At 65.3% G+C, this 25671-nt stretch carries 25 protein-coding genes; 14 read left to right on the forward strand and 11 right to left on the reverse strand.

Annotated elements, in window-relative coordinates; genetic code table 11:
* The first annotated feature begins 375 nt into the window (after nucleotides 1–375).
* Both JHD77_RS11755 and JHD77_RS11760 read left to right on the forward strand, forming a co-directional pair.
* Nucleotides 376–1581, forward strand: coding sequence for an acetyl-CoA C-acetyltransferase (locus JHD77_RS11755; protein WP_003087747.1), 1206 nt, complete (start codon nucleotides 376–378; stop codon nucleotides 1579–1581).
* 13 nt (nucleotides 1582–1594) lie between these two features.
* Nucleotides 1595–3739 carry a 3-hydroxyacyl-CoA dehydrogenase NAD-binding domain-containing protein gene (locus JHD77_RS11760; protein ID WP_031756918.1) on the forward strand — a complete coding sequence of 715 codons (2145 nt, stop codon included), beginning with the start codon at nucleotides 1595–1597 and terminating at the stop codon, nucleotides 3737–3739.
* 250 nt (nucleotides 3740–3989) lie between these two features.
* Here JHD77_RS11760 and JHD77_RS11765 read toward each other — a convergent pair whose 3' ends face one another.
* Nucleotides 3990–4904 carry a LysR family transcriptional regulator gene (locus JHD77_RS11765; RefSeq protein WP_003087749.1) on the reverse strand — a complete coding sequence of 305 codons (915 nt, stop codon included), beginning with the start codon at nucleotides 4902–4904 and terminating at the stop codon, nucleotides 3990–3992.
* Between the two features lie 151 nt (nucleotides 4905–5055).
* Here JHD77_RS11765 and JHD77_RS11770 point away from each other — a divergent pair, with 151 nt between their 5' ends.
* Both JHD77_RS11770 and JHD77_RS11775 read left to right on the forward strand, forming a co-directional pair.
* Nucleotides 5056–6027, forward strand: a complete 972-nt coding sequence (locus tag JHD77_RS11770; protein WP_003117709.1) for an aldo/keto reductase — start codon at nucleotides 5056–5058, stop codon at nucleotides 6025–6027.
* A gap of 22 nt (nucleotides 6028–6049) precedes the next feature.
* A complete protein-coding gene (locus JHD77_RS11775; protein WP_031756920.1) occupies nucleotides 6050–7048 on the forward strand; it encodes a Vgb family protein in 999 nt (332 codons plus the stop codon).
* 8 nt (nucleotides 7049–7056) lie between these two features.
* Here JHD77_RS11775 and JHD77_RS11780 read toward each other — a convergent pair whose 3' ends face one another.
* Nucleotides 7057–7428 (reverse strand): glutaredoxin family protein, encoded by a 372-nt coding sequence (locus JHD77_RS11780; protein ID WP_003087752.1) that lies wholly within the window; start codon nucleotides 7426–7428, stop codon nucleotides 7057–7059.
* Nucleotides 7429–7672: 244 nt separating this feature from the next.
* On the opposite strand from JHD77_RS11780, the gene JHD77_RS11785 reads away from it, so the two are divergent.
* Entirely contained in the window at nucleotides 7673–8395 is a 723-nt protein-coding gene (locus JHD77_RS11785; protein WP_003087753.1) for an amidotransferase, read from the forward strand.
* Between the two features lie 57 nt (nucleotides 8396–8452).
* Here JHD77_RS11785 and JHD77_RS11790 read toward each other — a convergent pair whose 3' ends face one another.
* From JHD77_RS11790 to JHD77_RS11800, 3 genes are all read right to left on the reverse strand, one after another.
* Nucleotides 8453–8692, reverse strand: a complete 240-nt coding sequence (locus JHD77_RS11790) for a hypothetical protein (protein ID WP_003087754.1) — start codon at nucleotides 8690–8692, stop codon at nucleotides 8453–8455.
* 27 nt (nucleotides 8693–8719) lie between these two features.
* Nucleotides 8720–8938 (reverse strand): hypothetical protein, encoded by a 219-nt coding sequence (locus JHD77_RS11795; protein ID WP_003098091.1) that lies wholly within the window; start codon nucleotides 8936–8938, stop codon nucleotides 8720–8722.
* Nucleotides 8939–9092: 154 nt separating this feature from the next.
* Entirely contained in the window at nucleotides 9093–9581 is a 489-nt protein-coding gene (locus JHD77_RS11800; RefSeq protein WP_003087756.1) for a hypothetical protein, read from the reverse strand.
* A gap of 220 nt (nucleotides 9582–9801) precedes the next feature.
* Here JHD77_RS11800 and JHD77_RS11805 point away from each other — a divergent pair, with 220 nt between their 5' ends.
* On the forward strand, nucleotides 9802–10308 hold the full coding sequence (locus tag JHD77_RS11805) for a macro domain-containing protein (protein ID WP_003087757.1): 507 nt from the start codon (nucleotides 9802–9804) through the stop codon (nucleotides 10306–10308).
* A gap of 71 nt (nucleotides 10309–10379) precedes the next feature.
* Here JHD77_RS11805 and JHD77_RS11810 read toward each other — a convergent pair whose 3' ends face one another.
* Nucleotides 10380–10568, reverse strand: a complete 189-nt coding sequence (locus JHD77_RS11810; RefSeq protein ID WP_003087758.1) for a hypothetical protein — start codon at nucleotides 10566–10568, stop codon at nucleotides 10380–10382.
* 149 nt (nucleotides 10569–10717) lie between these two features.
* The gene (locus JHD77_RS11815; protein WP_003087759.1) at nucleotides 10718–11407 is read right to left on the reverse strand and encodes a crotonase/enoyl-CoA hydratase family protein; all 690 of its coding nucleotides are present in this window, start codon (nucleotides 11405–11407) and stop codon (nucleotides 10718–10720) included.
* Between the two features lie 386 nt (nucleotides 11408–11793).
* Here JHD77_RS11815 and JHD77_RS11820 point away from each other — a divergent pair, with 386 nt between their 5' ends.
* Nucleotides 11794–12078: a GNAT family N-acetyltransferase gene (locus tag JHD77_RS11820; protein ID WP_003087762.1), complete on the forward strand. Its 285-nt coding sequence runs from the start codon at nucleotides 11794–11796 to the stop codon at nucleotides 12076–12078.
* Between the two features lie 57 nt (nucleotides 12079–12135).
* Here JHD77_RS11820 and JHD77_RS11825 read toward each other — a convergent pair whose 3' ends face one another.
* Nucleotides 12136–13212 (reverse strand): 3-deoxy-7-phosphoheptulonate synthase, encoded by a 1077-nt coding sequence (locus tag JHD77_RS11825; protein ID WP_003087765.1) that lies wholly within the window; start codon nucleotides 13210–13212, stop codon nucleotides 12136–12138.
* Between the two features lie 317 nt (nucleotides 13213–13529).
* Between JHD77_RS11825 and JHD77_RS11830 the strand changes: the two genes are divergently transcribed.
* From JHD77_RS11830 to cysB, 4 genes are all read left to right on the forward strand, one after another.
* A complete protein-coding gene (locus JHD77_RS11830) occupies nucleotides 13530–13907 on the forward strand; it encodes a thioredoxin family protein (RefSeq protein WP_003120319.1) in 378 nt (125 codons plus the stop codon).
* Nucleotides 13907–14854: a putative 2-dehydropantoate 2-reductase gene (locus JHD77_RS11835; RefSeq protein ID WP_003113573.1), complete on the forward strand. Its 948-nt coding sequence runs from the start codon at nucleotides 13907–13909 to the stop codon at nucleotides 14852–14854. The genes JHD77_RS11830 and JHD77_RS11835 overlap by 1 nt, the downstream gene beginning before the upstream one ends.
* Before the next feature lie 162 nt (nucleotides 14855–15016).
* Nucleotides 15017–15514: a universal stress protein gene (locus JHD77_RS11840; RefSeq protein WP_003087770.1), complete on the forward strand. Its 498-nt coding sequence runs from the start codon at nucleotides 15017–15019 to the stop codon at nucleotides 15512–15514.
* A 131-nt stretch (nucleotides 15515–15645) separates the two neighbouring features.
* A complete protein-coding gene (gene cysB, locus JHD77_RS11845; RefSeq protein ID WP_003087775.1) occupies nucleotides 15646–16620 on the forward strand; it encodes an HTH-type transcriptional regulator CysB in 975 nt (324 codons plus the stop codon).
* Nucleotides 16621–16676: 56 nt separating this feature from the next.
* Here the strand turns inward: cysB and JHD77_RS11850 are convergent, their stop codons facing one another.
* Nucleotides 16677–17024 (reverse strand): hypothetical protein, encoded by a 348-nt coding sequence (locus tag JHD77_RS11850; protein WP_003098081.1) that lies wholly within the window; start codon nucleotides 17022–17024, stop codon nucleotides 16677–16679.
* 64 nt (nucleotides 17025–17088) lie between these two features.
* The gene (locus tag JHD77_RS11855) at nucleotides 17089–17892 is read right to left on the reverse strand and encodes a phosphoadenylyl-sulfate reductase (protein WP_003120317.1); all 804 of its coding nucleotides are present in this window, start codon (nucleotides 17890–17892) and stop codon (nucleotides 17089–17091) included.
* A gap of 134 nt (nucleotides 17893–18026) precedes the next feature.
* Here JHD77_RS11855 and thrH point away from each other — a divergent pair, with 134 nt between their 5' ends.
* Nucleotides 18027–18644, forward strand: a complete 618-nt coding sequence (gene thrH, locus JHD77_RS11860) for a bifunctional phosphoserine phosphatase/homoserine phosphotransferase ThrH (RefSeq protein ID WP_031634350.1) — start codon at nucleotides 18027–18029, stop codon at nucleotides 18642–18644.
* Between the two features lie 43 nt (nucleotides 18645–18687).
* Here thrH and pabB read toward each other — a convergent pair whose 3' ends face one another.
* Nucleotides 18688–20049, reverse strand: coding sequence for an aminodeoxychorismate synthase component I (gene pabB, locus JHD77_RS11865; RefSeq protein ID WP_004349129.1), 1362 nt, complete (start codon nucleotides 20047–20049; stop codon nucleotides 18688–18690).
* Between the two features lie 164 nt (nucleotides 20050–20213).
* Here pabB and JHD77_RS11870 point away from each other — a divergent pair, with 164 nt between their 5' ends.
* Together JHD77_RS11870 and JHD77_RS11875 are read left to right on the forward strand one after the other, a co-directional pair.
* Nucleotides 20214–22919 (forward strand): LuxR C-terminal-related transcriptional regulator, encoded by a 2706-nt coding sequence (locus tag JHD77_RS11870; protein WP_003120314.1) that lies wholly within the window; start codon nucleotides 20214–20216, stop codon nucleotides 22917–22919.
* Between the two features lie 2 nt (nucleotides 22920–22921).
* The gene (locus tag JHD77_RS11875; protein WP_003087788.1) at nucleotides 22922–25645 is read left to right on the forward strand and encodes a LuxR C-terminal-related transcriptional regulator; all 2724 of its coding nucleotides are present in this window, start codon (nucleotides 22922–22924) and stop codon (nucleotides 25643–25645) included.
* Nucleotides 25646–25671 lie beyond the last annotated feature (26 nt).

Here is a 25671-nt window from a genome sequence, read left to right on the forward strand (position 1 = left end):
GGAACGGCTTGCCACGCAGTGGCGTACTCTTCGGTCGGCCCGGCATCCCCGGCGTCGACCTCCCTTTCGAACGCTTGCATGAATCAGTCTAAGCCCCGGCCTGCGCGGGCTTAGACCACTTGGATACAAGCTGCTGCGGTCTAGACATATTCCCTCTATATGACAGCGTGGTGACGGCTCTGGCGTGCGTCTCGACCGTTCGTCCGGTGTCCGGGTTTCCGGTCGAAAGATGGCACGGTGCTATCTTCCCGGCGTTGCAGGCTGAGCTGGGCGGTCAATCAGCCTGAGCGGTTCGGTCATTGTCCCGCCGGCGAGCCTGTTTAAGGTAGGCGGAGGCCCGCTCGGCCGGACGAGAACAGGATAAGAGAGACCGCCATGACCGACGCATTCATTTACGACGCCGTGCGTACTCCCCGCGGCAAGGGCAAGAAGGATGGCGCGCTGCACAGCGTCAAGCCGGTGAACCTGATGGCCGGGCTGTTGCGCGCGGTCCAGCGGCGCAACGACCTGGATACCGCCCAGGTCGACGATATCGTGCTCGGCTGCGTGACGCCGGTGGGCGACCAGGGCGCCGATATCGCCAAGACCGCGGCGCTGGTGGCCGACTGGGACGAACAGGTTGCCGGCGTGCAGATCAACCGTTTCTGCGCCTCCGGCCTGGAGGCGGTGAACCTGGGGGCGATGAAGGTACGCTCCGGCTTCGAGGACCTGGTCCTGGTCGGTGGCGTCGAGTCCATGTCACGCGTGCCGATGGGCTCCGACGGCGGCGCCTGGGCACTGGATCCGGAAACCAACCTGCACACCAGCTTCGTCCCGCAAGGGATCGGCGCCGACCTGATCGCCACCCTGGAAGGCTTCAGTCGCGCCGATGTCGATGCCTTCGCCCTGCGCTCCCAGCAGAAGGCCGCCAAGGCCCGCGCCGAAGGGCTGTTCGGCAAGTCGCTGGTGCCGGTCGCCGACCAGAATGGCATCGTCCTGCTCGACCACGATGAGTTCATTCGCGCCGACTCCACCCTGGAAGGGCTCGCCGCGCTCAAACCGAGTTTCGAGATGATGGGGCAGATGGGCTTCGACGCCACCGCGCTGCGCAAGTACAGCCAGGTCGAGCGCATCGAGCACGTGCATACGCCGGGCAACAGCTCGGGGATCGTCGACGGCGCCAGCGCCATGCTCATCGGCTCCGAGGCCAAGGGCCGCGAACTGGGCCTGAAGGCGCGGGCGCGGATCGTCGCTACCGCGGTGACCTCCACCGACCCCACCATCATGCTTACCGGCCCCGCGCCGGCGACCCGCAAGGCCCTGGCCAAGGCCGGCCTGAAGGTGGAAGACATCGACCTGTTCGAAGTCAACGAGGCGTTCGCTTCGGTGGTGATGAAGTTCATGAAGGACATGGGCGTGGCGGAAAGCAAGGTCAACGTCAACGGCGGCGCCATCGCCATGGGCCACCCGCTCGGCGCCACCGGCTGCATCATCCTCGGCACGCTGCTCGACGAACTGGAGCGGCGCAACCTGCGCTACGGCCTGGCCACCCTCTGCGTAGGCGGCGGCATGGGCATCGCCACCATCATCGAGCGCGTGTGAAGGGAGAACCGGAATGACTGACGCTATCCGTTACGAAAAAGGCCAGGACAACGTCGTCGTCCTGACCATGGACATGCCCGGGCAGAGCGCCAACACCATGAATGGTGTCTACCGCGAGGCGATGGCGAAGACCATCGCGCGGCTGGAGGCGGAGAAAGAGGGGATCGCCGGCGTGGTGCTGACCTCGGCGAAGAAGACCTTCTTCGCCGGCGGCGATCTCAACGAGCTGATCAAGGTCACCAAGGCCGACGCCCCGGCCTTCTACCAGGGCATCCTCGAACTCAAGGGCCAACTGCGGCGCCTGGAGACCCTCGGCAAGCCGGTGGTCGCCGCGATCAACGGCGCTGCGCTGGGCGGCGGCTGGGAGATCTGCCTGGCCTGCCACCACCGCATCGCCCTGGACAATCCCGGCGTGCAGCTCGGCCTGCCGGAGGTGACTCTCGGCCTGTTGCCGGGCGGCGGCGGGGTGGTACGTATGGTGCGCCTGCTTGGCCTGGAGAAAGCCCTGCCGTACCTCGCCGAAGGCAAGAAGGTGCGTCCGGCGGAAGCGCTCAAGGCCGGGCTGATCCACGAACTGGCCGACGGCCCCGAGGAAATGCTGGAGAAGGCCCGCGCCTGGATCCTCGCCAACCCGGCGGCGAAGCAGCCCTGGGACAGCGCCGGCTACAAGATTCCCGGCGGTACGCCTGCCAGTCCCAACGTGGCGCAGATGCTGGCCATCGCACCGTCGGTGCTGCGCGACAAGACCAAGGGTTGCTTCCCGGCGCCCGAGAAGATCATGTGCGCGGCGGTGGAGGGCGCCCAGGTCGATTTCGACACCGCGCAACTGATCGAGGCGCGCTATTTCACCGAGCTGACCACCGGCCAGGTGGCGAAGAACATGATCGGCACCTTCTGGTTCCAGCTCAACGAGATCAACGCCGGCAAGTCGCGGCCGCAGGGGTATCCGGTGCGGGCGACGAAAAAGGTCGGCGTGCTCGGCGCCGGGATGATGGGCGCGGGCATCGCCTACGTATCGGCGGCGGCCGGCATCGAGGTGGTGCTCAAGGATGTCTCGCTGGAAGCGGCGGAGAAGGGCAAGGCTTATTCGGCCAGGCTGCTGGACAAGAAGGTTGCGCGCGGGCACCTGTCCGCCGAGAAGCGCGACGTCTTCCTCGCGCGGATCGTGCCGAGCGTCAGCGAAGCCGACTTCGAAGGCTGCGACCTGATCATCGAGGCGGTCTTCGAGGACCGCGCGCTGAAAGGCAAGGTCACCGCCGAGGCCGAGAAACATGCCCTGGCCGATGCGGTGGTGGCGTCCAATACCTCGACCCTGCCGATCACCGGTCTGGCCCAGGCGGTGGCGCGGCCGGAGAAGTTCATCGGCCTGCACTTCTTCAGCCCGGTGGACAAGATGCCGCTGGTGGAGATCATCCGCGGCGAAAAGACCAGCGACGAAACCCTGGCACGCGGTTTCGACTACGTGCTGCAGATCAAGAAAACGCCGATCGTGGTCAACGACAGCCGCGGCTTCTTCACCTCGCGGGTATTCGGCACCTTCACCAACGAAGGCATCGCCATGCTCGGCGAAGGCGTGAGCGCCGCGATGATCGACAACCAGGCGCGCCAGGCCGGTATGCCGGTGGGGCCGCTGGCGATTTCCGACGAAGTCTCGCTGAGCCTGATGACCCACATCCGCAACCAGACCGCCCGCGACCTCGAGGCCGAGGGCAAGGCTCTGCCGACGCACCCCGCGTTCGCCGTGATCGACCTGATGGTCAATGAGTACAAGCGCCCGGGCAAGGCGGCCGGCGCCGGCTTCTACGACTACCCGGCGAACGGCAGGAAACATCTCTGGGCGGAACTCAAGAGCCGCTTCGAGAAGCCCGATGCGCAAATATCCGCCGAGGACGTACGCGACCGCCTGCTGTTCATCCAGGCCATCGAGACCGTGCGTTGCGTGGAGGAGGGGGTATTGCACTCCACCGCCGACGCGAACATCGGCTCGATCTTCGGTATCGGTTTCGCCGCCTGGAGCGGGGGCGCCTTGCAGTTCATCAACCAGTACGGCCTGAAGGACTTCATCGCCCGCGCCCAATACCTGGTCGAACAGTACGGCGAGCGCTTCGAGCCGCCGGCGCTGTTGCTGGAGAAGGCGGCGAAGGGCGAGCTGTTCTGAGTCCTGACGTCGCATGGAGAGCCGGCCTTCGGGCCGGCTTTCTCGTGGTCGCGTACCGCGGCGGATGACGCCACCCCGGTATCCCCTGGTTCTTGCCAGCCAGGCCGCCACGGGTAGGGCGAATAGCGCCATGGGCGCTATCCGCCGATATGCCGAGTTTGGCGGATAACCGCGATGCGGTTATCCGCCCTACGCCGTGCGTCGGTACGGGCCAGCCTCCAGGCTGCCACGGACGCTTCCGCCGATGTGCCTACGCGGGACCTGGGTGTTCCTCGCCGGGGTAGCGCAGCAGGTCGATCACGGCGCTCAACGCCGCCGGGTGGTTGCGGCGGTTCGGATAATAGAGATGGAAACCGGGAAAGGGGGCGCACCAATCCGCCAGGACCCGTTCCAGGCGGCCGGCGGCGAGGTGCTCGGCGACTTCCTCCTCGATGGCGAAGGCAATCCCGACATCGGCCAGCGCCGCCTGTAGCATCAGGCGCGGGTCGTCGAGGACCAGCGGTCCGCTCACGGCCACCGAAAGCGCTTTCGTGCCCTTGCTGAATTGCCATTTGTACAGCTCTCCGGAAGACACCTTGCGCCAGCCGATGCAACGGTGGCCGAGCAATTCCTCCGGGCTACCCGGCCTGCCTTGCCGTCGGAAGTAGGCCGGGGTCGCGACGATGGCCAAGCGCAGGTCCGGGCCGACCCGCACGGCGCGCATGCCGTGCTGGAGGTCTTCGCCGAGGCGGATGCCGGCGTCGAAACCGGCTTCGACGATATTGGCGAAACCCTCGTCCGCCACCACTTCCAGGGTGATGCCGGGATAGTCGCGGGCCAGTTCGCCGAAACGTGGTGCGAGGACGAGACCGATGGCGTTTCGCGGTGCGTTGATTCGTACCAGGCCGTGAGGCGTTTCGCGAAAGCGGTTAAGGCTGTCCAGCGCGGCGGCGATGTCTTCGAACGCCGGGTCCAGGTGTGCCAGCAGGTGCTCGCCGGCCTCGGTCGGCGAGACGTTGCGAGTGGTGCGGTTGAGCAGGCGGATGCCGAGCTGGGTTTCCAGTTCGCGCAGGGTGTGGCTGAGCGTCGGCGGGGTTACGCCGAGGGTGGCGGCGGCGCGGCGGAAACTGCGTTCGCGAGCGATGGCGACGAAGGCGGCGAGACCGGCGAGATCGGGCTTCTTCATTGGATTATTAAAATAACTCGATCAATGAAAGAGATTTTTCCAGGATAGTTAGCTATTCGGCAGCAATATAGCATCGTCGGGAAACCTGGCTCATGAACAGGGTGGGGCCGGGGAAACCGCTCTTTTCAGAGCCTTCCGACGAGGTCGTACGATGCAGCATGTCCGTCTTGGCAACAGCGGCCTGAAAGTCTCCCGACTCTGCCTGGGGTGCATGACCTATGGCGATCCGGCGTGGCGTCCATGGGTGCTGGACGAGGAACGGGCGCGTCCGTTCATTCGCGAGGCGCTGGAAGCCGGGATCGACTTCTTCGACAGTGCCGATATCTATTCCACCGGCGAGAGTGAGCGGATCCTCGGACGCGCGCTCAGGGACTTCGCGCAGCGCGAGGACCTGGTAATCGCCACCAAGGCGTTCTTTCCCATGAGCGACAGGCCCAACGCCTGCGGCTTGTCGCGCAAGCATCTGCTTGCCAGCGTGGATGCCTCGCTGCGGCGGTTGGGTACGGACTACCTGGATCTCTTCGTGATCCATCGCTTCGATCCGGAAACCCCGATCGAGGAAACCTGCGAAACCCTCGACAGCCTGGTGCGTGCCGGCAAGGTCCGTTACCTCGGCGCCTCGTCGATGCCGGCCTGGCGCTTCATGAAGATGCTCGCCTTCCAGCGCCACCACGGCCTGGCGCAATTCATCTCGATGCAGAGCCAGTACAACCTGATCGTTCGCGAGGACGAGGAGGACCTCGTGCCGCTGTGCCGGGAAGAGGGGATCGCGTTGACGCCCTGGTCGCCGCTGGCGCGTGGGCTGCTGGCCGGAGCGCGAAGCGCCGGCACGCTGCGGACCCGGACGGACGAACAGGCCCCGCGCTGGTACGGCGGCAGGGAGGAGGTCGAGTCGACCCTCGGCGCGTTGGAGAAACTCGCCGCTGCCCGCGGGCTTCCACCGGCGCAACTCGCCCTGGCCTGGCTGCTTGGCCGGAACGGTGTCGCCGCGCCGATCGTCGGCCTGTCCAGGCCGCATCACCTCGAGGATGCCCTCGCGGCGCTGACGCTGGACCTCGCCGAAGAGGAGTGCGCCACGCTGGAGGCGCCGCTCACGGTGCGCGCCCGGACCCCGCGCTGGTAGGGCGCACATCGACGGAGAAAGCATGATGAGACGACAGGCTTCCGTGTTGCTGCTGGTATCCATGGTATCGGCGACCGTCTTGCCGGTTTTCGCCCGTGCGCCGGGCGAGCGCGAGCCGTCCTGCGCCGCGACGAGCATCGTCCTGCCAGCGGGGGGCCGGTATCCCAACGGCATCGCCCATGCCGCCGATGGAACGCTGTACGTCGGCCTGGTCACCAGCGGGCGCATCCTGCGCAAGCCTCCCGGGGGCGAGTGGGAAACCTTCTTCGCCGGCAGCCCGGCGATCTTCGCTGCCACCGCGCTGCGGCTGGACGAGCCGCGTGGCCTGCTCTGGGGCAATTCGCCGGACTTCCTACCCGCTGGCCGGCGCCGGCCGCATGGGGTGTTCGCCCTGGATCTCGCGACCGGTGCCGTGCGCCGATATCTGACCCTGCCCGGCGACGGGATGGGCAACGATCTCGCGGTGGCGCCGGACGGAACGGTCTACCTGAGCGAAACCCGGGATGGCAGCCTGATGCGGCTGCGGCCCGGGGAACCGGCGTTCCAGGTGTTGCTGCGCGACAGCCGCCTGGCCGGCCCCGGCGGCCTGGGCGCGGCGGGCATCGTCCGGGTGGACGACGACACCCTGCTGGTCGGCAACTTCGGTAGCGGGGCGATCCATGTCGTCGAAGGGGTCGCCACGCGTCCGCGGCTGCGCGAGATGGAGCTGCCCCGAACGCTGGAGAATCCGGACGGCATGGCGCTGGCTCCGGACGGCTCGCTGATCGTGCTGGAGAACGCCATCCGCAGCGGCGCCGGCAAGGTGCTGCGGATCGCCGAGCCGCTCGCTCCAGGGCGGCGCGGCATCGAAGTGATACGCGAGGGCCTGGAGTCGCCGGTCAACCTGACCGTCACCGGACAGGGTTGCGCCTATGTCAGCGAGTCCCGCATTCGCCACCGCCTGTTGCCGGGGCGCGAGGGCGAGGTGCCGGCGCGTTTCCTGATCCACCGGCTGCCCCTGGACGCGGCCGGGGGCGGTTGATCGGCCGCTCAGGCGTTGGCGAAACGACCCTCCAGATAGGCGATGATCTCGCTGGATTCGTACATCCAGCGCACCTGGCCGTTTTCCTCGATGCGCAGGCACGGCACCTTGACCTTGCCGCCGCCTTCCAGCAAAGCCTGGCGGGCCTGCGGATCGTTCATGGCGTCCTTGAGTTGCATCGGCAGGTTCAGCCGGTGCATGGCGCGGCGTGTCTTCACGCAGAACGGACAGGCGCGGAACTGGTAGAGCGACAGGTTCCGCAGCGCCCGCTCGACCTCGGCCTGGGCCTCGGCGCTGCGCTGCAGCTTGCGGGGGCGGCTGACGAAGTCGGCGAGGATAATCGCCTGACCCAGTCCGTTACGTACTGCCTTGAGCAACATGGCGTGTGCCTCGCGGGAAAACCGCCAGTTTACGTGGCGGTTCCGGGCATGGGGAGTCCTTCCGTCTCCTGTGCAGATTTCTTTACGGCTGGGCGTCTCGGGAATCTTTCTGCCGGCTGCTTGTTTTTTGGCGAATCGTCCGGATATTCCTTTCGAGGCCAGGGCGACGGTTCCCTTGCCCGCGCTCCTGTGTTAATTAAATCAAACGAAAACGACAATAACCCCACTTCTTCAGAGAGTCTTTATGTCGCTCCGCATCTGTATCCTGGAAACCGATATCCTTCGTCCCGAGCTGATCGAGCGCTACGAAGGCTACGGCCGGATGTTCCAGCAACTGTTCGCCAAGCAACCGATCGCCGCCGAATTCGTCATCTACAACGTGGTGGAGGGGCGCTATCCGGCGGACGACGAGCGCTTCGACGCCTACCTGGTGACCGGCAGCAAGGCCGACTCCTTCGGTCCCGACCCGTGGATCCAGACCCTGAAGACCTTCCTCCTGGACCGCTACGAGCGCGGCGACAAGCTCCTCGGCGTGTGTTTCGGCCACCAGTTGCTGGCCCTGCTGCTCGGTGGCAAGGCCGAGCGCGCCAGCCAGGGCTGGGGCATGGGCATCCACCAGTACCAGTTGAACGAACGGGCCGACTGGATGAGCCCGGCGCTGCCGGACCTGACCCTGTTGATCAGCCACCAGGACCAGGTCACCCGGCTGCCGGAAAACGCGCGGGTGATCGCTTCCAGCGACTTCTGTCCCTATGCCGCCTACGCCATCGGCGACCAGGTGCTGTGCTTCCAGGGGCATCCCGAGTTCGTCCACGACTACTCCCGCGAACTGCTCGAACTGCGCCAGCAGCACCTGGGCGAGGAACTCTATCGCAAGGGGGTCGATAGCCTGGCGAGGGATCACCAGGGCACCGTCGTCGCCGAATGGATGATGCGTTTCGTCGCGCGCCAGCCGACCGGCGCCTGAGCCGGCCCCGCGCCATGCGAGCGCCGCCAGCCTCCCGGGGTTGGCGGCGTTTTCGTTTCAGGCCGGGCAGTCGAGGATGAAGCGCTCCGGGATCCAGCGCTGCGGGCGTGCCGGCGGGGTGCCGCTCTGCAGCTTCAGCGCCAGGTTGGCCGCCAGCGCGCGGACCATCGCCTGGTTGCATTCGATGGTGCGCGCCAGTGCGCCTGCCGAGCCTTGGGCGAGGCCGAGTAGCGAGTAGCCATTGGTCAATATCGCCAGGGCGGCGACGATCCAGAATTTCCGTGTTTGCCTTCTCATGCTGTTTCCCGGGAAAGAAGCCGGCGTTCAACCGGCGCGTCGACTGTTCAACCCCGAGAGCAGGCCTGGCAGGGCCTGGCCGATCTGGTTGGAGAAGGTCGTGGCGGTGTCGTTGTCCGGTGTGGCGTTCCTGGCGCTTTCGGCGCCGGCGACGAGGCTCAACACGACCAGCATGAGGATGGCGTACAGACCCAGGGTGGCCAGGGCGGTGTTGCGGGCGTAATGGCGTGGGCTGCGACGTTTCATGGCGGCTTCCGTGATCGATACCTCGGATGGGCATAGGATCGCGGAGAAGAATTCGATTGGATAACGAATTGTCGCGCTATTAACTATCGACAGAAATGATGCTTTGGCCGAACGACCGGTACGGGTTGCGGGGCCCGGGTTCGGGCCCGATGGATCAGGACGAAGTCGGCGCGAGCAGGCGATCGACCACCTGCCGGGCTCGCTCGAAGGAGGGGTAGCCGCTGCGCGCGACCGGCAGCTCGGCGTAGGCCTGGCGATAGGTCTCGGCCTTGGGAATATCGGCGCGCGGCAACAGGAAGGGCTCGGCGTAGATCTTGTAGAGCATTGCGTTGGCCAGCGGGTAGCGTCGCTCGGCGGAACGTTCGAGGAGGCGGGTGATGCGCTCGCAATCGCTGGCCTGGCCGTCGCGGCGAGCGATCAGCACGGCCTGGTAGAAGTCCGCCTCGCCGCTGCGGTCGTCGCGCGCCGCGCGCTCCAGCAGGGCCTGGGCCAGCGGCAGGCGATCGCGGTCGTTGGCGACGATGATCAGTTTCGCCTGCAGCATGTCGTTCTCGTACAGCAGTTTTTCCCTGTCGCTGTCCTGGCGGCAGGTGGCGCAGCTTGCCAACAGCGGGATCAGGCAAAGTGCAATCCATTTCGGCATGGCGGTTGTTTCCTTGTCATGGATGAGACGGCACGAGGCTGGAATCCAATGGAGAGGCGAGGCGCCTCCAAGGTTCCCTCGCATGCAGTCTAGTCGGCCCGTAGCGGATGGGACCGGCCGTCTTTGATACGCATCAACTGGCGCCGGCGGGCAAAGCGTACGGTGAAAGATGCAGGGCGGCGCACGAAGCGCCTGTCCCGAAGCCAAGAAGGAAACGCTCATGATTCGTGAAGTTGAAGGTGACATTCTGCTTTCCGGGGCCCAGGTGATCGCCCACGGCATCGCGCCCCAGGACCATTTCGACAGCGGCTTGGCCCTCGCCTTGCGCGAACGCTGGCCGTCGATGGTTCGCGACTACCGGCATGCCGCCCATGCCAGGGCGCCCGAGCCGGGCGGCATCTGGGTCTGGGCCGGGGTCGACGAGCAGGGCAAGACCCAGTGCATCGTCAACCTGATCACCCAGGGCATGCTGCACAGCGGTCGCAGCGCCAAGCCGGGCAAGGCGAGCCTGGAGGATGTCGGCCATGCCCTGCGCGAGCTGGCCCGCTATGTGCGCAGCGAAGGGGTGAGCAGCCTGGCTCTGCCCTGCGTGGCGACGGGAGTGGGCGGGCTGGACTGGTCCGAGGTCAAGCCGCTGGTGGTTCGCCACCTGGGCGACCTGGAGATCCCGGTGATTCTCTACGAGGTCTATCGCAAGGGCGTGGCGGCCGAGGAAAAGCTGGCCTGAACGAGAAGCCCGGCGTGAGCCGGGCTTTTCAGGGTTGCGGGGAAAAGAAAAACGTTCCTGGCAGGCGGCGTTCAACCCTGCGCATCGGTGTCGCTCGCGGTTGGCGCCGTGGCCTGTTGCTGCTGGGCCTGCTCGATGGCGTGCTGGTTCAGTTGGACCATGCGGTTTTCCATCAGGCTGGATTCGTCGGCGAAGCTGGCTTGCACTGCGAGGGTGGTAGCCATGCCGAGGAGAATGGCGGCGAAGACGTTGCGTTTCATGATGACCTCCGGTTTTCCTTGGGAATGTCACCAGGATAATCCGTAATAATTTTTTAAAAATAGCAGTTAGGGAGAGTTACCTTTGCGTAATAAGTAATTATTGGGCGCAAAAAAGCCCGGTACCAACCGGGCTTTCGCTGGCGCGGGCCTTAGCCCAGGTGCTTCTTGTCCAGCTCGATCGCCTGGTCGAGGGTTTCCAGCAGTGCCTTGCGCACCTTGAGCTTGGTATTGCGATGCGCGGTCATGTTGAGTTTCTTCAACTGCTGGGCCGCTGCACGCGCGCTTTCCTGCAACTGGTCGGCGCTGACCAGGGTGTCGAGGAAGCCGGCATCCACCGCAGCGGCCGGACTGAACATCTCGGCATTGATGACCGAGCGGGTGAACGCCGACTTGCGCAGGCGATCGCGGGCCAGTTCGATGCCGACATGGTGCATGGTCATGCCGATGGCGACTTCGTTCAGGCCGATCTGGAACGGCCCGTCGACGCCGATCCGGTAGTCGGCCGAGAGCAGCAGGAAGGCGCCCTTGGCTACCGCGTGCCCGGGGCAGGCGACGATCACCGGATAGGGATGGGAGAGCAGGCGGCGAGCCAGGGTCGAGCCGGCGGCGACCAGGTTGACGGCATTCTCCGGGCCGGAGGTCATGACCTTCAGGTCGTAGCCACCGGAGAGGATGCCCGGCTGGCCGGTGACGATGACCACGGCCTTGTCCTGCAGGGCCTGGTCGAGAGCCTGGTTGAAGGCGTCGATCACCGCCGGGGAAATGGCGTTCACCTTGCCGTTGTTGAGGGTCAGGGTGGCGATGCCGTCTTCGAACTGGTAGCTGATCAACTCGCTCATGGCAGGATTCCTTTTGGTGGAGTGGCGCAGACCTTACTGATGGGCGTCGTCGGCGTAAAGCGCTTTGGCTGACCCGCGGGTCATGCGCGATTGTGCTTGCGCGGGCCTCCCGAGCAGGGCTCCAGTGACGCCTGCGCGTTCCTGGCAGAAGAAACGGTTGAGTCTGGCCGGGGAAGACAGCAATATGGGCCCTATCGTTAGTCCGGCCTTGCATGCGGTGCAGGTCACCCGTTTCGAGGATGTCCGCCAGGCGCGCTCAGCCGCCGGGACGAGAACGGACGAAGTTATCCGGCGGCCTGCTGAAGGCCGGTACGCGGGGGCATCCTCGCGAGGAACCCTATCAATCAGGCGCGGGTCGGGTTACGAACCCGTTGAGGAGATCCAAAGTGAGCGAGTCCCTGTCCATCCATCATGACGTGGGCGGCCATCAGTTCGAGACGACGGTGGATGGCCATCGTGCCTATCTGGCGTATATGGACCTGGGCAAGCAGACGCTGGACATCTACCGGACCTTCGTACCGGATTCGCTGCGGGGTCGCGGTATCGCCGCCGCGCTGACCGAACACGCCCTGCAGTACGCCGACCGCATGGGCTACAGCGTGATCCCGTCCTGCTCCTACGTGGAGCGTTACATCGAGCGTCGCCAGCGTCAGGCCGATCCGGCCGCCTGAGCAGGTGCGCAATGAAAAACGCCGGGCATCAGCCCGGCGTTTTCGTTTCCGCCTCGCTCAGCCGCGCTGGCGTTTCGGCAGCACGTCCTTGAGCTTGGCGTGCATGCTGCGGATGCTCTTCTCGGTGGTCGCCCAGTCGATGCATGCATCGGTGATGGAGACGCCGTACTGAAGTTGGTCGAGATCCTTCGGAATCGGCTGGCTGCCCCAGCCCAGGTGGCTTTCCACCATCAGGCCGACGATCGAGTTGTTGCCTTCGACGATCTGGTTGCTGACGTTGTCCATCACCAGCGGTTGCAGGGCCGGGTCCTTGTTGGAGTTGGCGTGGCTGCAGTCGACCATGATGTTCAGCGGGATTTTCGCCTTGTTCAGGTCCTGCTCGCAGAGCGCGACGCTGACCGAATCGTAGTTCGGCTTGCCGTTGCCGCCGCGCAACACCACGTGACCATAGCGGTTGCCCTTGGTGGTGACGATGGATACGCCGCCCTGCTGGTTGATGCCGAGGAAGCGATGCGGGCTGGAGACTGACTGCAGGGCATTGATCGCCACGGTCAGGCTGCCATCGGTGCCGTTCTTGAAGCCGACCGCGGAAGACAGGCCGGAGGCCATCTCGCGGTGGGTCTGCGATTCGGTGGTACGGGCGCCGATCGCCGACCAGCTGATCAGGTCCTGCAGGTACTGCGGGGAAATCGGGTCGAGCGCTTCGGTGGCGGTGGGCAAGCCTTTCTCGGCGAGGTCGCGGAGCAGTTGGCGACCGATGTGCAGGCCATCCTGGATCTTGAACGAGTCGTCCAGGTACGGATCGTTGATCAGGCCTTTCCAGCCCACCGTGGTACGCGGCTTCTCGAAGTACACGCGCATCACCAGGAACAGCGTATCCGCCACTTCGGCCGCGAGCGCCTTGAGGCGGTCGGCGTATTCGTGGGCGGCCTTGATGTCGTGGATGGAGCAGGGGCCGATCACCACGAACAGACGGTGGTCCTTGCCATCCAGGATGTCGCGCACCACCTGGCGACCATGGGCCACGGTCTGCAGGGCCTTGTCGGTCAGGGGAATTTCACGCTTGAGCTGCTCCGGCGTGATCAGGGTCTCGTTGGAGGCAACGTTAAGGTCGTCGATCTGTAAATCAGCCATCGTGGTACTCAATCAGGTCACGGGCGCCGGCCGCCGGGAGGCCCCCTGCGAAAGGGCGCAGGCATGAAGTTCGCAAACGGGGAGACGAACCTTAACGTGTCGGGCCGGGCCTAGACAATGGGCGGGACGCGGTTCGCCGGTGTTTTCCCCGCTCTGCGCACGTTTTCTTCGTTGCTCCGGGCCAAGGCTGCCAGCGGAGTTGCAGGTGAGGCCGCCGCGGACGATATTGTGCAGGTGCTGCGGAGGGGCGCGCCTTGCGCGTATCCGCTGGCCGAGGAGGGCGCCAGCGCTATCGCAGGAGCCGAAGCATACGGATGATGGTCGGGCCCCATTTCTTCCTTTCTATCGAGGTCAGCAGCGTGCCGTCCCTGGAACTCACCGATCTGGACGCCGACCGGCAGTTGCTTGCCCTGGAAGGGGTTTCGCTGTTGGTATTCACCAGCGAAGGCTGCGCGTCGTGCCGCTGGGCCCGGCGCCATCTCCCCGCGATGGACCTGCCCATCGAGCGCCTGTGCTGGGTGGACGCCGGCCGCAATGGCGGCCTGGTGGAACGCTACGGCGTCTTTCACCTGCCGGCCCTGTTCATGGTCCGCGACGGCCGCTTCCATGGCGCACTGAACGTTCCGCTGCACCAGGAAGCCTTGCGGGGTGCGGTGCTGGCGGGGTCGACCGCTTTACCTGAGGAGTTGCCCTGATGGATTCAAAGCAGCAACGGATCGGCGTCATCGGTACGGGAGCCATCGGCGGCTTCTATGGATTGATGCTGGCGCATGCCGGTCACGACGTGCATTTTCTCCTGCGCAGCGAGTTCGAGGCGGTCAATCGCGCCGGACTCAGCCTGAATAGTGCGGTGCATGGCTTCCGGCGCCTGGCGCCGGTCCAGGCCTACCATTCGGCGCAGGACATGCCGCCCTGCGACTGGTTGCTGGTGGGCGCCAAGACCACCGGCAATGACGAACTGGCACCCCTGATCCGCGCAGCGGCGGCGCCGGGTGCCAAGGTTCTGCTGCTGCAGAACGGTCTGGGCGTGGAGGAGCGGCTGCGGCCGTTGCTGCCGGAAAGCCTGCATCTGCTGGGCGGCCTCTGCTTCATCTGTGTGCATCGCGGCGAACCGGGCGTGATCGAGCACCAGGCCTACGGCGGAGTGAATCTCGGCTATCATTCCGGACCGGCCGACGAGCGACGCCGGCGCGAGATCGTCGAGGAGGGTGCCGCGCTGTTCCGCGAGTCCGGGCTGGAGTCCACGGCGATGCCCGACCTGGAGCAGGCGCGCTGGCAGAAGCTGGTCTGGAACATCCCCTACAACGGGCTGTCGGTATTGCTGAAGAGCAGCACCGCGCCGCTGATGGCCAACGCGGACAGTCGGTCGCTGATCGAGGCGATCATGGAGGAAGTCATCGGTGCTGCCGGCGCCTGCGGCTTCATCCTGCCTGAGGGCTATGCGGACCAACTGTTGGCGGCGACCGAGCGGATGCCTGACTATCGGCCGAGCATGTACCACGACTTCGCCCATGGGCGGCCACTGGAGCTGGCGGCGATCTATGCCGCGCCCCTGGCCCGCGCTGCTGCTGCGGGCTACCGGATGCCCAGGGTCGAGGCGCTGCACCAGGCGTTGCGCTTCCTCGAAGCGCAACCGCGCTGAAGGGCCGAGCGCGGCGACCAGCCGGCGCCGCGCTCGCAGGGAGAAAAGGGATTTACCCCAACGGGCCGGAAAAAGCCCGAAACAGCAGGGAACGCTAGGAGAATGGATGCTTGCTGCTAATCTGCTAATGAGGCCCGCCGCGCAGGCTGTCGAGGAGGCCGCATGATTCGTTCGATTCTCTATGCCACCGATCTGGGGCTCTATGCTCCCTATGTCCTGCAACACGCCCTGTCGCTGACCCGCGCCTACAACGCCGAGCTCTATGTCGTCCATGTGGTGGAGCCCCTCGGGCTGTTCGCCGAGTCGGTCCTGCAGACCTACCTTGACACCGAGCGTCTCCAGGACCTGCGGGCGCAAGGGCTGGACAACGTCATGGAAAGCATCGAGAAGCGGGTCCTGGAAGGGTTTCGCGATGAACTCGGCGAGTTGCCCCAGGATGCGGCGCTGGTCAAGAGCGTGCGGGTGGTGCAGGGCGACCCGCCGCAGATGATCCTCGATGAGGCGGAAAAGCTGGCCGTGGACCTGATCGTCGCCGGCAGCCATAGCCACGGCACCCAGCTCGACACGCCGCTGGGCCGGACTGCCGCGCGTCTGGTGCAACTGGCGGAGGTACCGGTGTACCTGGTGCCGATGTTGCAGCACCGTAGTCGCGACCTGTAGGCCAGCGGTCGGCTGGTGAAAAAGCGTGCAAAATCAAAAAAAACGTCTAATTTTATTCCTCAAACCATTAATATGGTTATATACCTTCGGTTCTTGATCGCCGGTCGCGACAACCTTTTCGAGGAATCTCCATGAAGCTTCAGCAATTGCGCTATATCTGGGAGGTTGCGCACCACGACCTCAACGTCTCCGCCACGGCGCAGAGCCTCTATACTTCGCAGCCGGGCATCAGCAAGCAGATCCGCCTGCTGGAGGACGAACTGGGCGTCGAGGTGTTCGCTCGCAGCGGCAAGCACCTGACCCGTGTGACGCCGGCGGGGGAGCGGATCATCCATACCGCCGGCGAGATCCTGCGCAAGGTCGAGAGCATCAAGCAGATCGCCCAGGAATTCTCCAACGAGAAGAAGGGCACGCTGTCCATCGCCACTACCCACACCCAGGCGCGCTATGCGCTGCCCAACGTGATCAGCGGCTTCATCAAGCAGTACCCGGACGTCTCCCTGCACATGCACCAGGGCACGCCGATGCAGATCGCCGAAATGGCCGCCGACGGCACCGTCGACTTCGCCATCGCCACCGAGGCGCTGGAGTTGTTCGGCGACCTGATCATGATGCCCTGCTACCGCTGGAATCGCTGCGTCATCGTGCCCCACGGGCATCCGCTGACCAAGCTGCCGAAACTGACCCTGGAAGCCCTGGCCGAGCAGCCGATCGTCACCTACGTGTTCGGCTTCACCGGCCGCTCCAAGCTCGACGAAGCCTTCAGCCAGCGCGGCCTGGTGCCCAAGGTGGTATTCACCGCGGCCGATGCCGACGTGATCAAGACCTACGTGCGGTTGGGCCTGGGGGTCGGCATCGTGGCGCACATGGCGGTCGATCCGAAGCTCGACAACGACCTGGTGATCCTCGACGCCAGCCACCTGTTCGAGTCCAGCGTGACCAAGATCGGCTTCCGCCGCGGCACCTTCCTGCGCGGCTTCATGTGCGACTTCATCGAGAAATTCGCTCCGCACCTGACCCGCGAGCTGCTGGCCAAGGCCGTGCAATGCCACAACAAGGCCGAGCTGGACGAGTTGTTCGACGGCATCGAACTGCCGGTCTACTGATCGCCTCGGCCCATGAAAAAGCCCGGCCTGGTGCCGGGCTTTTTCATGGCTGGCCCTCAGAGCATGTCGAGATTGTCGCGACCGGCCAGCCTGGCCAGCGCTTCGCGATCAGCGTCCGCGGACTGCTCGGCTCGCGGTTCGAGGACTTCATGGAGGAAGCTCATGAACACGGTGTAGACCTGTTCGCGCCCGTCGTCGTGGCGAACCACGAAGAACGGCGCGGTCTCTACGCCATATTGGGCGGCGACCATCCAGCCTGCGCTGTTCGGGTCGCGTTCGTCGGCCACCAGGGTGCGATGGATGCGCGGCAGGTAGCCGCCTTGTTCCAGGCGTTGCCGGACTTCCTTGCACTTGCGGCAGTCCTCGCCGTTGGCGAGGACTTTCTTGACCATGGTGATGCGCATGCTGGGTCTCCGCTCGGGGTTCGACCTGCACTTTACCCCGATTGCATACGCTCTATCGACGGTTTCAGGCCTTGCTGATCAGGTTGCCGGCGTGCAGCCCGCACTCCTTGTGGGTGGCTTCCTCCCACCACCAGCGGCCCTCGCGCTCATGCTGGTTGGGCAGCACCGGACGGGTGCAGGGTTCGCAGCCGATGCTGATATAGCCGCGTTCGTGCAGGCTGTTGTAGGGCAGTTCAAGCATGCGGATATAGCCCCAGACCTCCTCGCTGGTCATGGACGACAGCGGGTTGAATTTGTACAGCGGCTTTTCCGGCGTGGAAAAGGCACCGTCGATTTCCAGCACCGCCACCTGGCTGCGCGTGCCGGGGCTCTGGTCGCGGCGTTGGCCGGTGGCCCAGGCGCGCACGCCGGCGAGCTTGCGCTTGAGCGGTTCGATCTTGCGGATGCCGCAGCACTCGCCGTGGCCGTCCCGGTAGAAGCTGAACAGGCCCTTTTCCTTCACCAGGGGTTCGAGCAGGCGCGGGTCGGGGGAAAGCACGTCGATGGCTATGCCGTAGTGTTCGCGGACCTGGTCGATGAAACGATAGGTTTCCGGGTGCAGGCGACCGGTGTCGAGACTGAACACCTTCACGTTGCGGTTGAGCTTCCAGGCCATGTCTACCAGGACGACGTCCTCGGCGCCGCTGAAGGAGATCCACAGCTCGTCGCCGAAGTGCTCGAAGGCGGCTTTCAGGATGTCCTGGGGGGATTTGTCGGCAAGGCTGGAGGCGAGGGCGGGAAGGTCGAAAGGCTGGCTCATCGGGCTGGGGTCCTGGTGCTGGGCGGCGCTGTTGCGCTCTGTGGCGGGAATGGTAGCAAAGGGCGGCATATGGCCCTAAATAACCATTTACCCCTGTAGACCTTGATTCCAGGAATAAGCCGGCGTTGCCTTGCCCTCGGCGAGGGGCTAGAGTGCCGCGTCCGTCGTCACCCCATCGTTCAGAAAATTTCGAGGAGAGTCCTGTGGAAATTGCCTGTCTTGACCTGGAAGGCGTGCTGGTTCCGGAAATCTGGATCGCGTTCGCGGAAAAAACCGGTATCGACGCCTTGAAGGCGACCACCCGGGACATTCCGGACTACGACGTGCTGATGAAGCAGCGCCTGCGCATCCTCGACGAACATGGCCTGAAGCTGGGCGACATCCAGGAGGTGATCGCCACCCTGAAGCCGCTGAAGGGGGCGGTGGAATTCGTCGACTGGCTGCGCGAGCGCTTCCAGGTGGTGATCCTCTCCGACACCTTCTACGAGTTCTCCCAGCCGCTGATGCGCCAGCTGGGCTTCCCGACCCTGTTGTGCCACAAGCTGGAGATCGACGACAGTGACCGGGTGGTCGGCTATCAATTGCGCCAGAAGGATCCCAAGCGGCAGTCGGTGATCGCCTTCAAGAGCCTCTACTACCGGGTGATCGCCGCCGGTGATTCCTACAACGACACCACCATGCTTTCCGAGGCCCACGCCGGCATCCTGTTCCATGCCCCGGAAAACGTGATCCGCGAGTTTCCCCAGTTCCCCGCGGTGCATACCTACGAAGACCTCAAGCGCGAGTTCCTCAAGGCTTCCAGCCGTTCGCTGAGTCTGTAGCCGCGCCGCCGATGAAAGAGCCCGCGGAACGCGGGCTCTTTTTCTATTCCGGGGACGCTGTCCCGGCCATCCCTTCCAGGGTTTCCAGCAGTACCCGGACCTTGTCCAGGGTTTCCTGGTACTCGTCCTCCCAGTGCGAGTCGGCGACGATGCCGCCGCCGCCCCAGCAACTGACCTGGCCGTTCCTGACCAGCAGGGTACGGATGGCGATCGAGCTGTCCATCTCGCCGCGCACGTCGAGGTAGAACAGGCTGCCGCAGTAGATGCCGCGTCGGCTCGGTTCCAGTTCGTCGATGATCTGCATGGCGCGAATCTTCGGCGCGCCGGTGATCGAGCCGCCGGGGAAGCTGCCTTCCAGCAGGTCGAGGGCGTCCTTGCCCGGCGCCAGTTCGCCGGTGACGCTGCTCACCAGGTGATGCACGTTGGGATAGCTTTCCAGGGCGAACAGCTCCGGTACCCGTACGCTGCCAGGTTGGCAACTGCGTCCGATGTCGTTGCGCAGCAGGTCGACGATCATCAGGTTTTCCGCGCGGTCCTTGGGGCTGGCCAGCAGCGACGCCGCCAGCGCCATGTCCTCCTCGGGGGTCTTGCCGCGCGGGCGGGTGCCCTTGATCGGCCGGGTTTCCACCTTGCCCTTGCCGAGCTTGAGGAAGCGCTCCGGCGACAGGCTGAGGATCGCGCCGTCGGCCAGTCGCAGGTAGCCGGAGAACGGCGTCGGGCAGGCCTCGCGCAGGGCGCGATAGGCCGGCCACGGCGAGCCGCTGCAAGCGGCCTGGAAGCGCTGGCTATAGTTCACCTGGTAGCAGTCGCCTGCCTGGATGTAGTCCTGGATGCGGCGGATCGCCTGCCGATAGTCGGATGCGCTGATGCTCCGTCGGAATTTTCCCAGAAGCTTGAAGTTGCCGGCCGCGCCTTGCGTTTCCTCGCTGAACAGGGCGATCAGGCGCTGGCGTTCGCGCTCGTCCAATCGCGGGTGGAATACCAGTTGGCTGGTGCCAGCCTGGTGGTCGCTGATCAGCGCCCAGGCATACAGGCCGACGGAGGCCAGCGGCAGGCCCAGGTCATCGCGGGCGTGTTCGCCGATGCGCTCGATGCGCCGACCCAGGTCGTAGGATAAATAGCCCAGCAGACCGCCGGCGAAGGGCAGTTCGTACGGCGCTGGCAGCTGCGCGGGGCCCAGGCTTCCGGCCGCTTCGCGTAGGCGGGCGAAGAAGCGGTTGGCCGATTCGTCGGGGAGCGGCGCCAGTTCTGCCAATGGCCAGGCGCTCATAAGGTCATAGCGTCCACGGGTAGCGATGGGGCGACCCGAATCGAGCATCACCGCACCGGGCGCCTCATGGATGATGGCAAAGAGACAGCTTGGGTCGCTATGGTAGGGCAGGGGGTGAACATGACAACTGGGCATGGAAAGTGGGGGTAGTGGGACAGTCAGGAATTCTAGTTCGCCGGAATCGTCGATCCTAGAGCCATTTCTTCAGTTTACGTAAGAAGGGTGATCTGCTAATTATGGAAATATCCCACGGAGATTTGGCTCCGTACCACAATGATAATGACACAGGGATACAGGCCGTGGATGCAGTACAGGATCCAGCAGCCGGCAGCCTTTCGCGCTCCAGAATAGTGCCGCCTCAGGTGCCAGCCGAATATTCTCTTCGCCCCGCGATCCGCAACCTGCTGGATCGCAATCCCCATTCACGCGTTCTGATGTTTTCCGCACCTGCCGGCTTCGGCAAGACCTGCGCGCTCGCCGCCCTGGCCAGGGAGCGCACTGTAGCAGACCAGGCGGTGGCCTGGCTGTCGCTGGCCGAAGAAGACGACGACCCCGCCCGTTTCTGCCGGCAGCTCATCGAGGCGCTGGGCGAAGCCGTGCCGCAGCTTGGCGACGACGCCCAGACCTACCTGCAGAACACCATGCGGGTCCCGGTGGTGGCGGTGATCGAAAGCCTGCTCGGCGATCTCGATCGCTATGCGCGGCCGTTGCTGCTGGTGCTCGACGACCTGCACCTGGTTAGCAACCCGGACATCTTCACCGGCCTCAACCGCCTGGTGCAGTACGCGCCGCCCGGGCTGGTCCTGGCCCTGGGCACGCGTTCGCAGCCGGCGCTGAGCCTGGCTACCTGGCGGGCCAAGGGGCTGTTGCTGGAAATCGGCCTCGAGGAGCTGCGCCTCGGCTTCGAGGAAACCCGCGAATACCTCGAGCGCAGCGGTCTCTATCTGGACGAGCCCTGCCTGAAGGCGCTCTATGGCCAGACCGAAGGCTGGGTGGTGGGCGTGCATCTCGTCAGCCTGTGGCTGCGCCAGCAACCGCAGGTGCAGGAAATGGCCCTGCTCGACGGCGACAAGCAGGCGGTCAGCGCCTATCTGCTGGCGGCGGTCTTCGAACGCTTGCCTGGCGACCTGCAGGAAGCGCTGCTGGCCCTTGGCGTTGCCAGCCAATTGAGCGGCGACCTGGCCAACGCCCTGACCGGGCGCCAGGACGGCCAGGCGCTGCTGGAGCGCCTGGAGTCCATGCAATTGTTCCTCCTGCCGCTGGATCGCGAACGCCAGTGGTATCGCTTCCACCTGCTGTTCGCCGACTTCCTCCGCAACCGCCTGCGCGACTCCGATCCGGACCGTTTCAAGCAACTGCATTTCAACGCCAGCCTGTGGTTCACCAACCACCACATGCCGACGTTCGCCATCGAGCATGCCTGTGCGGCGGAAGACCCGGAGATGATCGCCGCGCTGGTCGACGGATGCGGACTGGAGCTGATCAACCGCGGCCAGCTCAGCCTGATCTACCGTTGGCGCAAGCATGTGCCGGACGAAATCGCCGAGCGCTATCCGATCCTGGTCCTTACCGATGTCTGGTCGCGGGCCAGCGACCTCAGCCTGGGCGAGGCCAACCGGATCATCGACGAACTGCTGGCGCGCTGGGGGGAGAGCCGCGGCGACGGGCCGATGGGCGACCAGTACCTCTCCGCGCTGGCGGTGAAGGCGGTGGTGGCGTTGCAGAAGGACGATCTGGAACTGTGCATCGCCCTGGCTCGCCGGGTCGAAGTCCAGCTCGGGCAGAACGCTGCCTTCCTCGAAGTGGCGGTGTTGATCACTGCCGCGCTGGCCCAGGTGGTCCGTGGCCAGGGCGACCAGGCGCGGCGCCTGCTGGGACTGGCGCAGCAGCGCAATCATTTCCTCGAAGGGCGCTACCTGGACATGCAACTGGCCAACGTCGAGGTGATCCTCGCACTCGAGCAGGGCCAGGTGAAGCAGGCGCAACTGCTCATCGAGCGGCTCCGCCAGCGTGCCCGGCCGCTGTTCGAGAAGTCCAGGAGCGCGCTGGCGCTGCCGACCATCACCGAGGCCCTGACCGCCTACTACAGGATCGAGCTGGACGGGCTGGAAGAGCGCCTGGGCTGGGCGCTCGGGCATGTGGATGTGATCAATCCGATCGATTTCTATGCCCAGGGGCAGATCTGCCTGGCGCGCACCCAGCGCCTGCTGGGACGGCCGAAGGAGGCGCTGGCCAGCCTGGCGGCGATGCAGGCCCTGGCCTCGCGCAATCAGTCGTGGCGCTTCTTCGCCCAGGCCATGGCCGAAGAGATCAACCTGATCCTCCAGGACAGCGGCCCCGACCGCCTGAAGCGCGCCGAGCAGCGGTTGAAGAGCGTGGACTGGAACAAGATGGCGGCACACTACCGCAACATGGCCTTCAACCCGGTCAACTGGTCGCTGGGCGTGAGCCGCGTGCGCCTGTTGCAGGGGCGAGGACATTTCAGCGAGGCGCTGCACGAGATCACTCAGTTGCGCGGCACCTTGCAGCCCGGCTGGCACGGCCTGCAGCGCCTGCGCCTGGATATCCTGGCGGCGCTCAGCTATCAGCGCCTGGGCTACCAGGAACGGGCCAACAGCCTGCTCGGCGAATGCCTGATCAATGCCGAACGGGAAGGGGTGCGCAGCCTCTTCATCGAGGAAGGCGACGGCATTCGCCAGTTGCTCCAGCAACTCGAATCCACCGAGCGCCAGCCGGCGCTACAGACCTTCATTCGCGGCCTGCTCGGCATCTGGCCCGGGCAGGGCGTGCGCAAGCCCCAGGATGCGCTCGAGGAAGGCCTGACGGAGCGCGAGCGCGAAGTGGTCTGCCTGGCCGCACAGGGCCTATCCAACGAAGAAATCGGCCAGCGCCTGTCGCTGGCCCTGGGGACCGTCAAATGGCATCTGCACAACATCTACGAAAAGCTCAAGGTGCGCAATCGCACCCAGGCGATCCGGCGAGCCCGCGAGCTGAGCCTGCTCTGACCATGGGCCATCGCGACGGGGTTCCCGCCAGCACCATCCCGCTGTTGCAGACCAAGCTGTTCCCGCCAGGCGCCGGAGGGTTGCCGCTGCTTCCCCGCCAGGCGCTGATCGACCGCCTGTACGAGGCCCGCGGGCGACGCGCGATGGTGCTCAGCGCGCCGGCCGGCTTCGGCAAGAGCACCATCCTCTGCCAGTTGCGCCTGCGCCTGCTGGAGCAGGGCGCGGCGGTGGCATGGTTGTCCTGCGACGAGACCGACAGCGAACCGCAGCGTCTGATCCAGTACCTGCTGGCGAGCATCCAGCGAGTGGTCCCGGCATTCGGCGGCAATACCGCCAATCTGCTCGGCACCGACGTCGCGGTGCCGCTGGAGGGCATCCTGGATGCCTTCCTCGCCGACCTGCGTCGCCTGGAAGGCCCCTTGTACCTGTTCCTCGACGATTTCCACCGCATCCGCCACGCCGCCTTGCCGCATGGGGTTCGCTACCTGATCGAGAACCTGCCCGATCACGTGCGGGTGGTGGCCTCGACCCGCTTCCGCCCGCGCTTCCTGGTCGACGAACCGACCCTCAAGCCCTGGACCTTCTGCCTGAGCGCGGAAGACCTGCGACTTTCGCGCGAGGAGAGCGATGCGTTTCTCCTCGACCTCAAGGGGCTGGAGCTGGGCGAGCGCGAGCTGAAGCTGCTGTTCAAGCGCACCGAAGGCTGGATCACGGCGTTGCACCTGGCGGCCCTGGCCCTCAGTCGCAATACCGACCGGGAAGGTTTCCTCCGCGGGCTCTCCGGGACCGAACGGAACATCGCCGACTACCTGGCGGAAGACGTGCTGGCCAGCCTGCCCGCCGACCTGCAGCTGTTCCTCGACCAGACCTCGGTGCTCGATGAGTTCAATGCGGAACTGTGCAATGCGCTGACCGGGCGTCGCGACGGCCTGGACATGCTCATGCGCCTGCAGAACGAGCAGTTGTTCGTCATCGCCCTGGACGACCAGCGCGAATGGTTCCGCTACCACCATCTGTTCGCCGAGTTCCTCCAGGGGCGGCTGTCCCGGCATGCCGATCCGACCCCGTTGCTGCATGCGGCGGCGCGCTGGTGCGAGGGGCGCGACCTGGCCGACCGGGCGATCAAGTACGCCCTTCGCGCCCGCGACTACCTGTTCGCCGCCGAGTTGCTGGAGCGCCAGGGCGCGCGCCTGATCGCCGGTAACCGGGTGTACGGCATCCTCGGCATGCTCAACGGCATTCCCGCCGAGGTGATCCGCGAGCATCCGGTGTTCCAGATCTTCTACGCCTGGCAACTGGCGTTCGAGCAACGCTTCGCCGAGGCCGAGGCGTTGATCGAGGAGGTCAGCCACCGCCTCTTGCAGGGGCGCGGCAAGGTCATGCACTTCGGGCTCGGCGAGTTGCTCGCCGCCGCCCAGGTGCTCAAGGCCCTGGTGTTGCTCTACCAGGACAAGCTCGAAGCCTGCCTGAAGGTCGCCCGTCACTGGCTGTCCATGGTCCCGAGCAACCAGCCGGTGTTCCGCGCCAGCCTGCTCTGCGTGCAGGCTTCGGCGCATGCGCTGCTCGGCGACTACGCCGAGGCCGCCGGCGCCATCGGTTCCGCGCGGGAGGACCTGAAAGTCGCCGACAGCGAGTACCTGCAGGTGGTGACCAGCCTGATCGAATCCCTGATCTGCAAGGAGAGTGGTGACCTGGAGCGGGGCAGGGCGATCGCCGAGTCGGCGCGCAACCGGGTCGAGCAGGTATTCGGCCGGCGCAGCCGGGTCGGCGGACCCTTGTCGCTGGCCTATGCCGACCTGCTCTACGAGCAGGACCGGCATGCCGGCGTGCTCGCCGAACTACCGCTGGCGACGGTCTGGCGGGATGTCGCGACGCCGGTGGAACTGCTCAGTCGCGGCCAGTTGGTCATGGCCAAGGCGCGCTTCTTCTCCGGCGCCGCCGAGCAGGGGCTGGCGCAACTCGACGAATGGCTGAGCGGTCTGCTCTCGCCCGGCTACGAGCGTGTCTATGCTCACGCCATGAGCTGCAAGGTGCAGTTCCTGCTGTGGCTGCGCCGTCCGAACGAAGCCGAACGGGTCTGCCTGCAACTGGAGCGGCATCTTGCCGGGCTCTCCGGCGAGCGGCATGCCGACGCACAGACCGCCCTGGTCCTGGCGGAGGCTCGGCTGGCATTGTCCGAGCGTCACGCGGAACGCGCGCAGAGCAAGCTGGAAAGCTGTCTGGCCGGCTACTCTTCCGCTTACCAGAGGGATCGGCGGCTGCGTTTGTCCTTGTTACTTTCTGTGGCGTATTGGCAGAAAGGTAACAGCGAAAAAGCCATCGGCCTGTTCCTCGCCACGCTCGAGGAAGCCTGGAATCTCGGCTACCGCCGGCTGTTCCAGGACGACGCGTTGTGGCTGTTGCCGATGTGGGAAAGCTGGAGGGAAGCGGAACCCAAGCGTGCCGCGGCCTGGCAGGGGCTGGCCGACCTGCTCCGCGAGCAGTGCCGGAAGCTCTCCGTGGACCCGGAAAGTTTCGATGAAAATCAGGATGTTAGCCATCGCGAACGGGAAATCCTGCGGCTGGTGGCGGCGGGCTTGTCGAACCGCGATATCGCGCAGGCGGTGCACCTGTCGGAAGCTACCATCAAGTGGCACCTGCACAACCTGTTCGCCAAGCTGGGTGTGAAGAGCAGAACGCAGGCCGTACTAAAGGGTAAAAGCCTGGGACTGCTGAGCGAGGCGTGAGCGGCAGCCGCCATCGCTCCATCCCT

It is taken from the genome of Pseudomonas sp. P20 (assembly GCF_016463925.1).
GTDB lineage: Bacteria > Pseudomonadota > Gammaproteobacteria > Pseudomonadales > Pseudomonadaceae > Pseudomonas > Pseudomonas aeruginosa.

Excerpts from the sequence above, each read along its gene's own strand:
- JHD77_RS11810 (WP_003087758.1), bottom strand. The coding sequence starts at position 10,568 with ATGAAACGCAACGTCTTCGCCGCCATTCTCCTCGGCATGGCTACCACC.
- cysB (WP_003087775.1), top strand. The coding sequence starts at position 15,646 with ATGAAGCTTCAGCAATTGCGCTATATCTGGGAGGTTGCGCACCACGAC.
- JHD77_RS11800 (WP_003087756.1), bottom strand. The coding sequence starts at position 9,581 with ATGCCGAAATGGATTGCACTTTGCCTGATCCCGCTGTTGGCAAGCTGC.
- JHD77_RS11815 (WP_003087759.1), bottom strand. The coding sequence starts at position 11,407 with ATGAGCGAGTTGATCAGCTACCAGTTCGAAGACGGCATCGCCACCCTG.
- JHD77_RS11795 (WP_003098091.1), bottom strand. The coding sequence starts at position 8,938 with ATGAAACGTCGCAGCCCACGCCATTACGCCCGCAACACCGCCCTGGCC.
- JHD77_RS11825 (WP_003087765.1), bottom strand. The coding sequence starts at position 13,212 with ATGGCTGATTTACAGATCGACGACCTTAACGTTGCCTCCAACGAGACC.
- JHD77_RS11770 (WP_003117709.1), top strand. The coding sequence starts at position 5,056 with ATGCAGCATGTCCGTCTTGGCAACAGCGGCCTGAAAGTCTCCCGACTC.
- JHD77_RS11855 (WP_003120317.1), bottom strand. The coding sequence starts at position 17,892 with ATGCCGCCCTTTGCTACCATTCCCGCCACAGAGCGCAACAGCGCCGCC.
- pabB (WP_004349129.1), bottom strand. The coding sequence starts at position 20,049 with ATGCCCAGTTGTCATGTTCACCCCCTGCCCTACCATAGCGACCCAAGC.
- JHD77_RS11805 (WP_003087757.1), top strand. The coding sequence starts at position 9,802 with ATGATTCGTGAAGTTGAAGGTGACATTCTGCTTTCCGGGGCCCAGGTG.
- JHD77_RS11775 (WP_031756920.1), top strand. The coding sequence starts at position 6,050 with ATGATGAGACGACAGGCTTCCGTGTTGCTGCTGGTATCCATGGTATCG.
- JHD77_RS11835 (WP_003113573.1), top strand. The coding sequence starts at position 13,907 with ATGGATTCAAAGCAGCAACGGATCGGCGTCATCGGTACGGGAGCCATC.
- JHD77_RS11790 (WP_003087754.1), bottom strand. The coding sequence starts at position 8,692 with ATGAGAAGGCAAACACGGAAATTCTGGATCGTCGCCGCCCTGGCGATA.
- JHD77_RS11755 (WP_003087747.1), top strand. The coding sequence starts at position 376 with ATGACCGACGCATTCATTTACGACGCCGTGCGTACTCCCCGCGGCAAG.
- JHD77_RS11785 (WP_003087753.1), top strand. The coding sequence starts at position 7,673 with ATGTCGCTCCGCATCTGTATCCTGGAAACCGATATCCTTCGTCCCGAG.
- JHD77_RS11875 (WP_003087788.1), top strand. The coding sequence starts at position 22,922 with ATGGGCCATCGCGACGGGGTTCCCGCCAGCACCATCCCGCTGTTGCAG.
- JHD77_RS11850 (WP_003098081.1), bottom strand. The coding sequence starts at position 17,024 with ATGCGCATCACCATGGTCAAGAAAGTCCTCGCCAACGGCGAGGACTGC.
- JHD77_RS11840 (WP_003087770.1), top strand. The coding sequence starts at position 15,017 with ATGATTCGTTCGATTCTCTATGCCACCGATCTGGGGCTCTATGCTCCC.
- JHD77_RS11830 (WP_003120319.1), top strand. The coding sequence starts at position 13,530 with ATGGTCGGGCCCCATTTCTTCCTTTCTATCGAGGTCAGCAGCGTGCCG.
- JHD77_RS11765 (WP_003087749.1), bottom strand. The coding sequence starts at position 4,904 with ATGAAGAAGCCCGATCTCGCCGGTCTCGCCGCCTTCGTCGCCATCGCT.
- JHD77_RS11780 (WP_003087752.1), bottom strand. The coding sequence starts at position 7,428 with ATGTTGCTCAAGGCAGTACGTAACGGACTGGGTCAGGCGATTATCCTC.
- JHD77_RS11760 (WP_031756918.1), top strand. The coding sequence starts at position 1,595 with ATGACTGACGCTATCCGTTACGAAAAAGGCCAGGACAACGTCGTCGTC.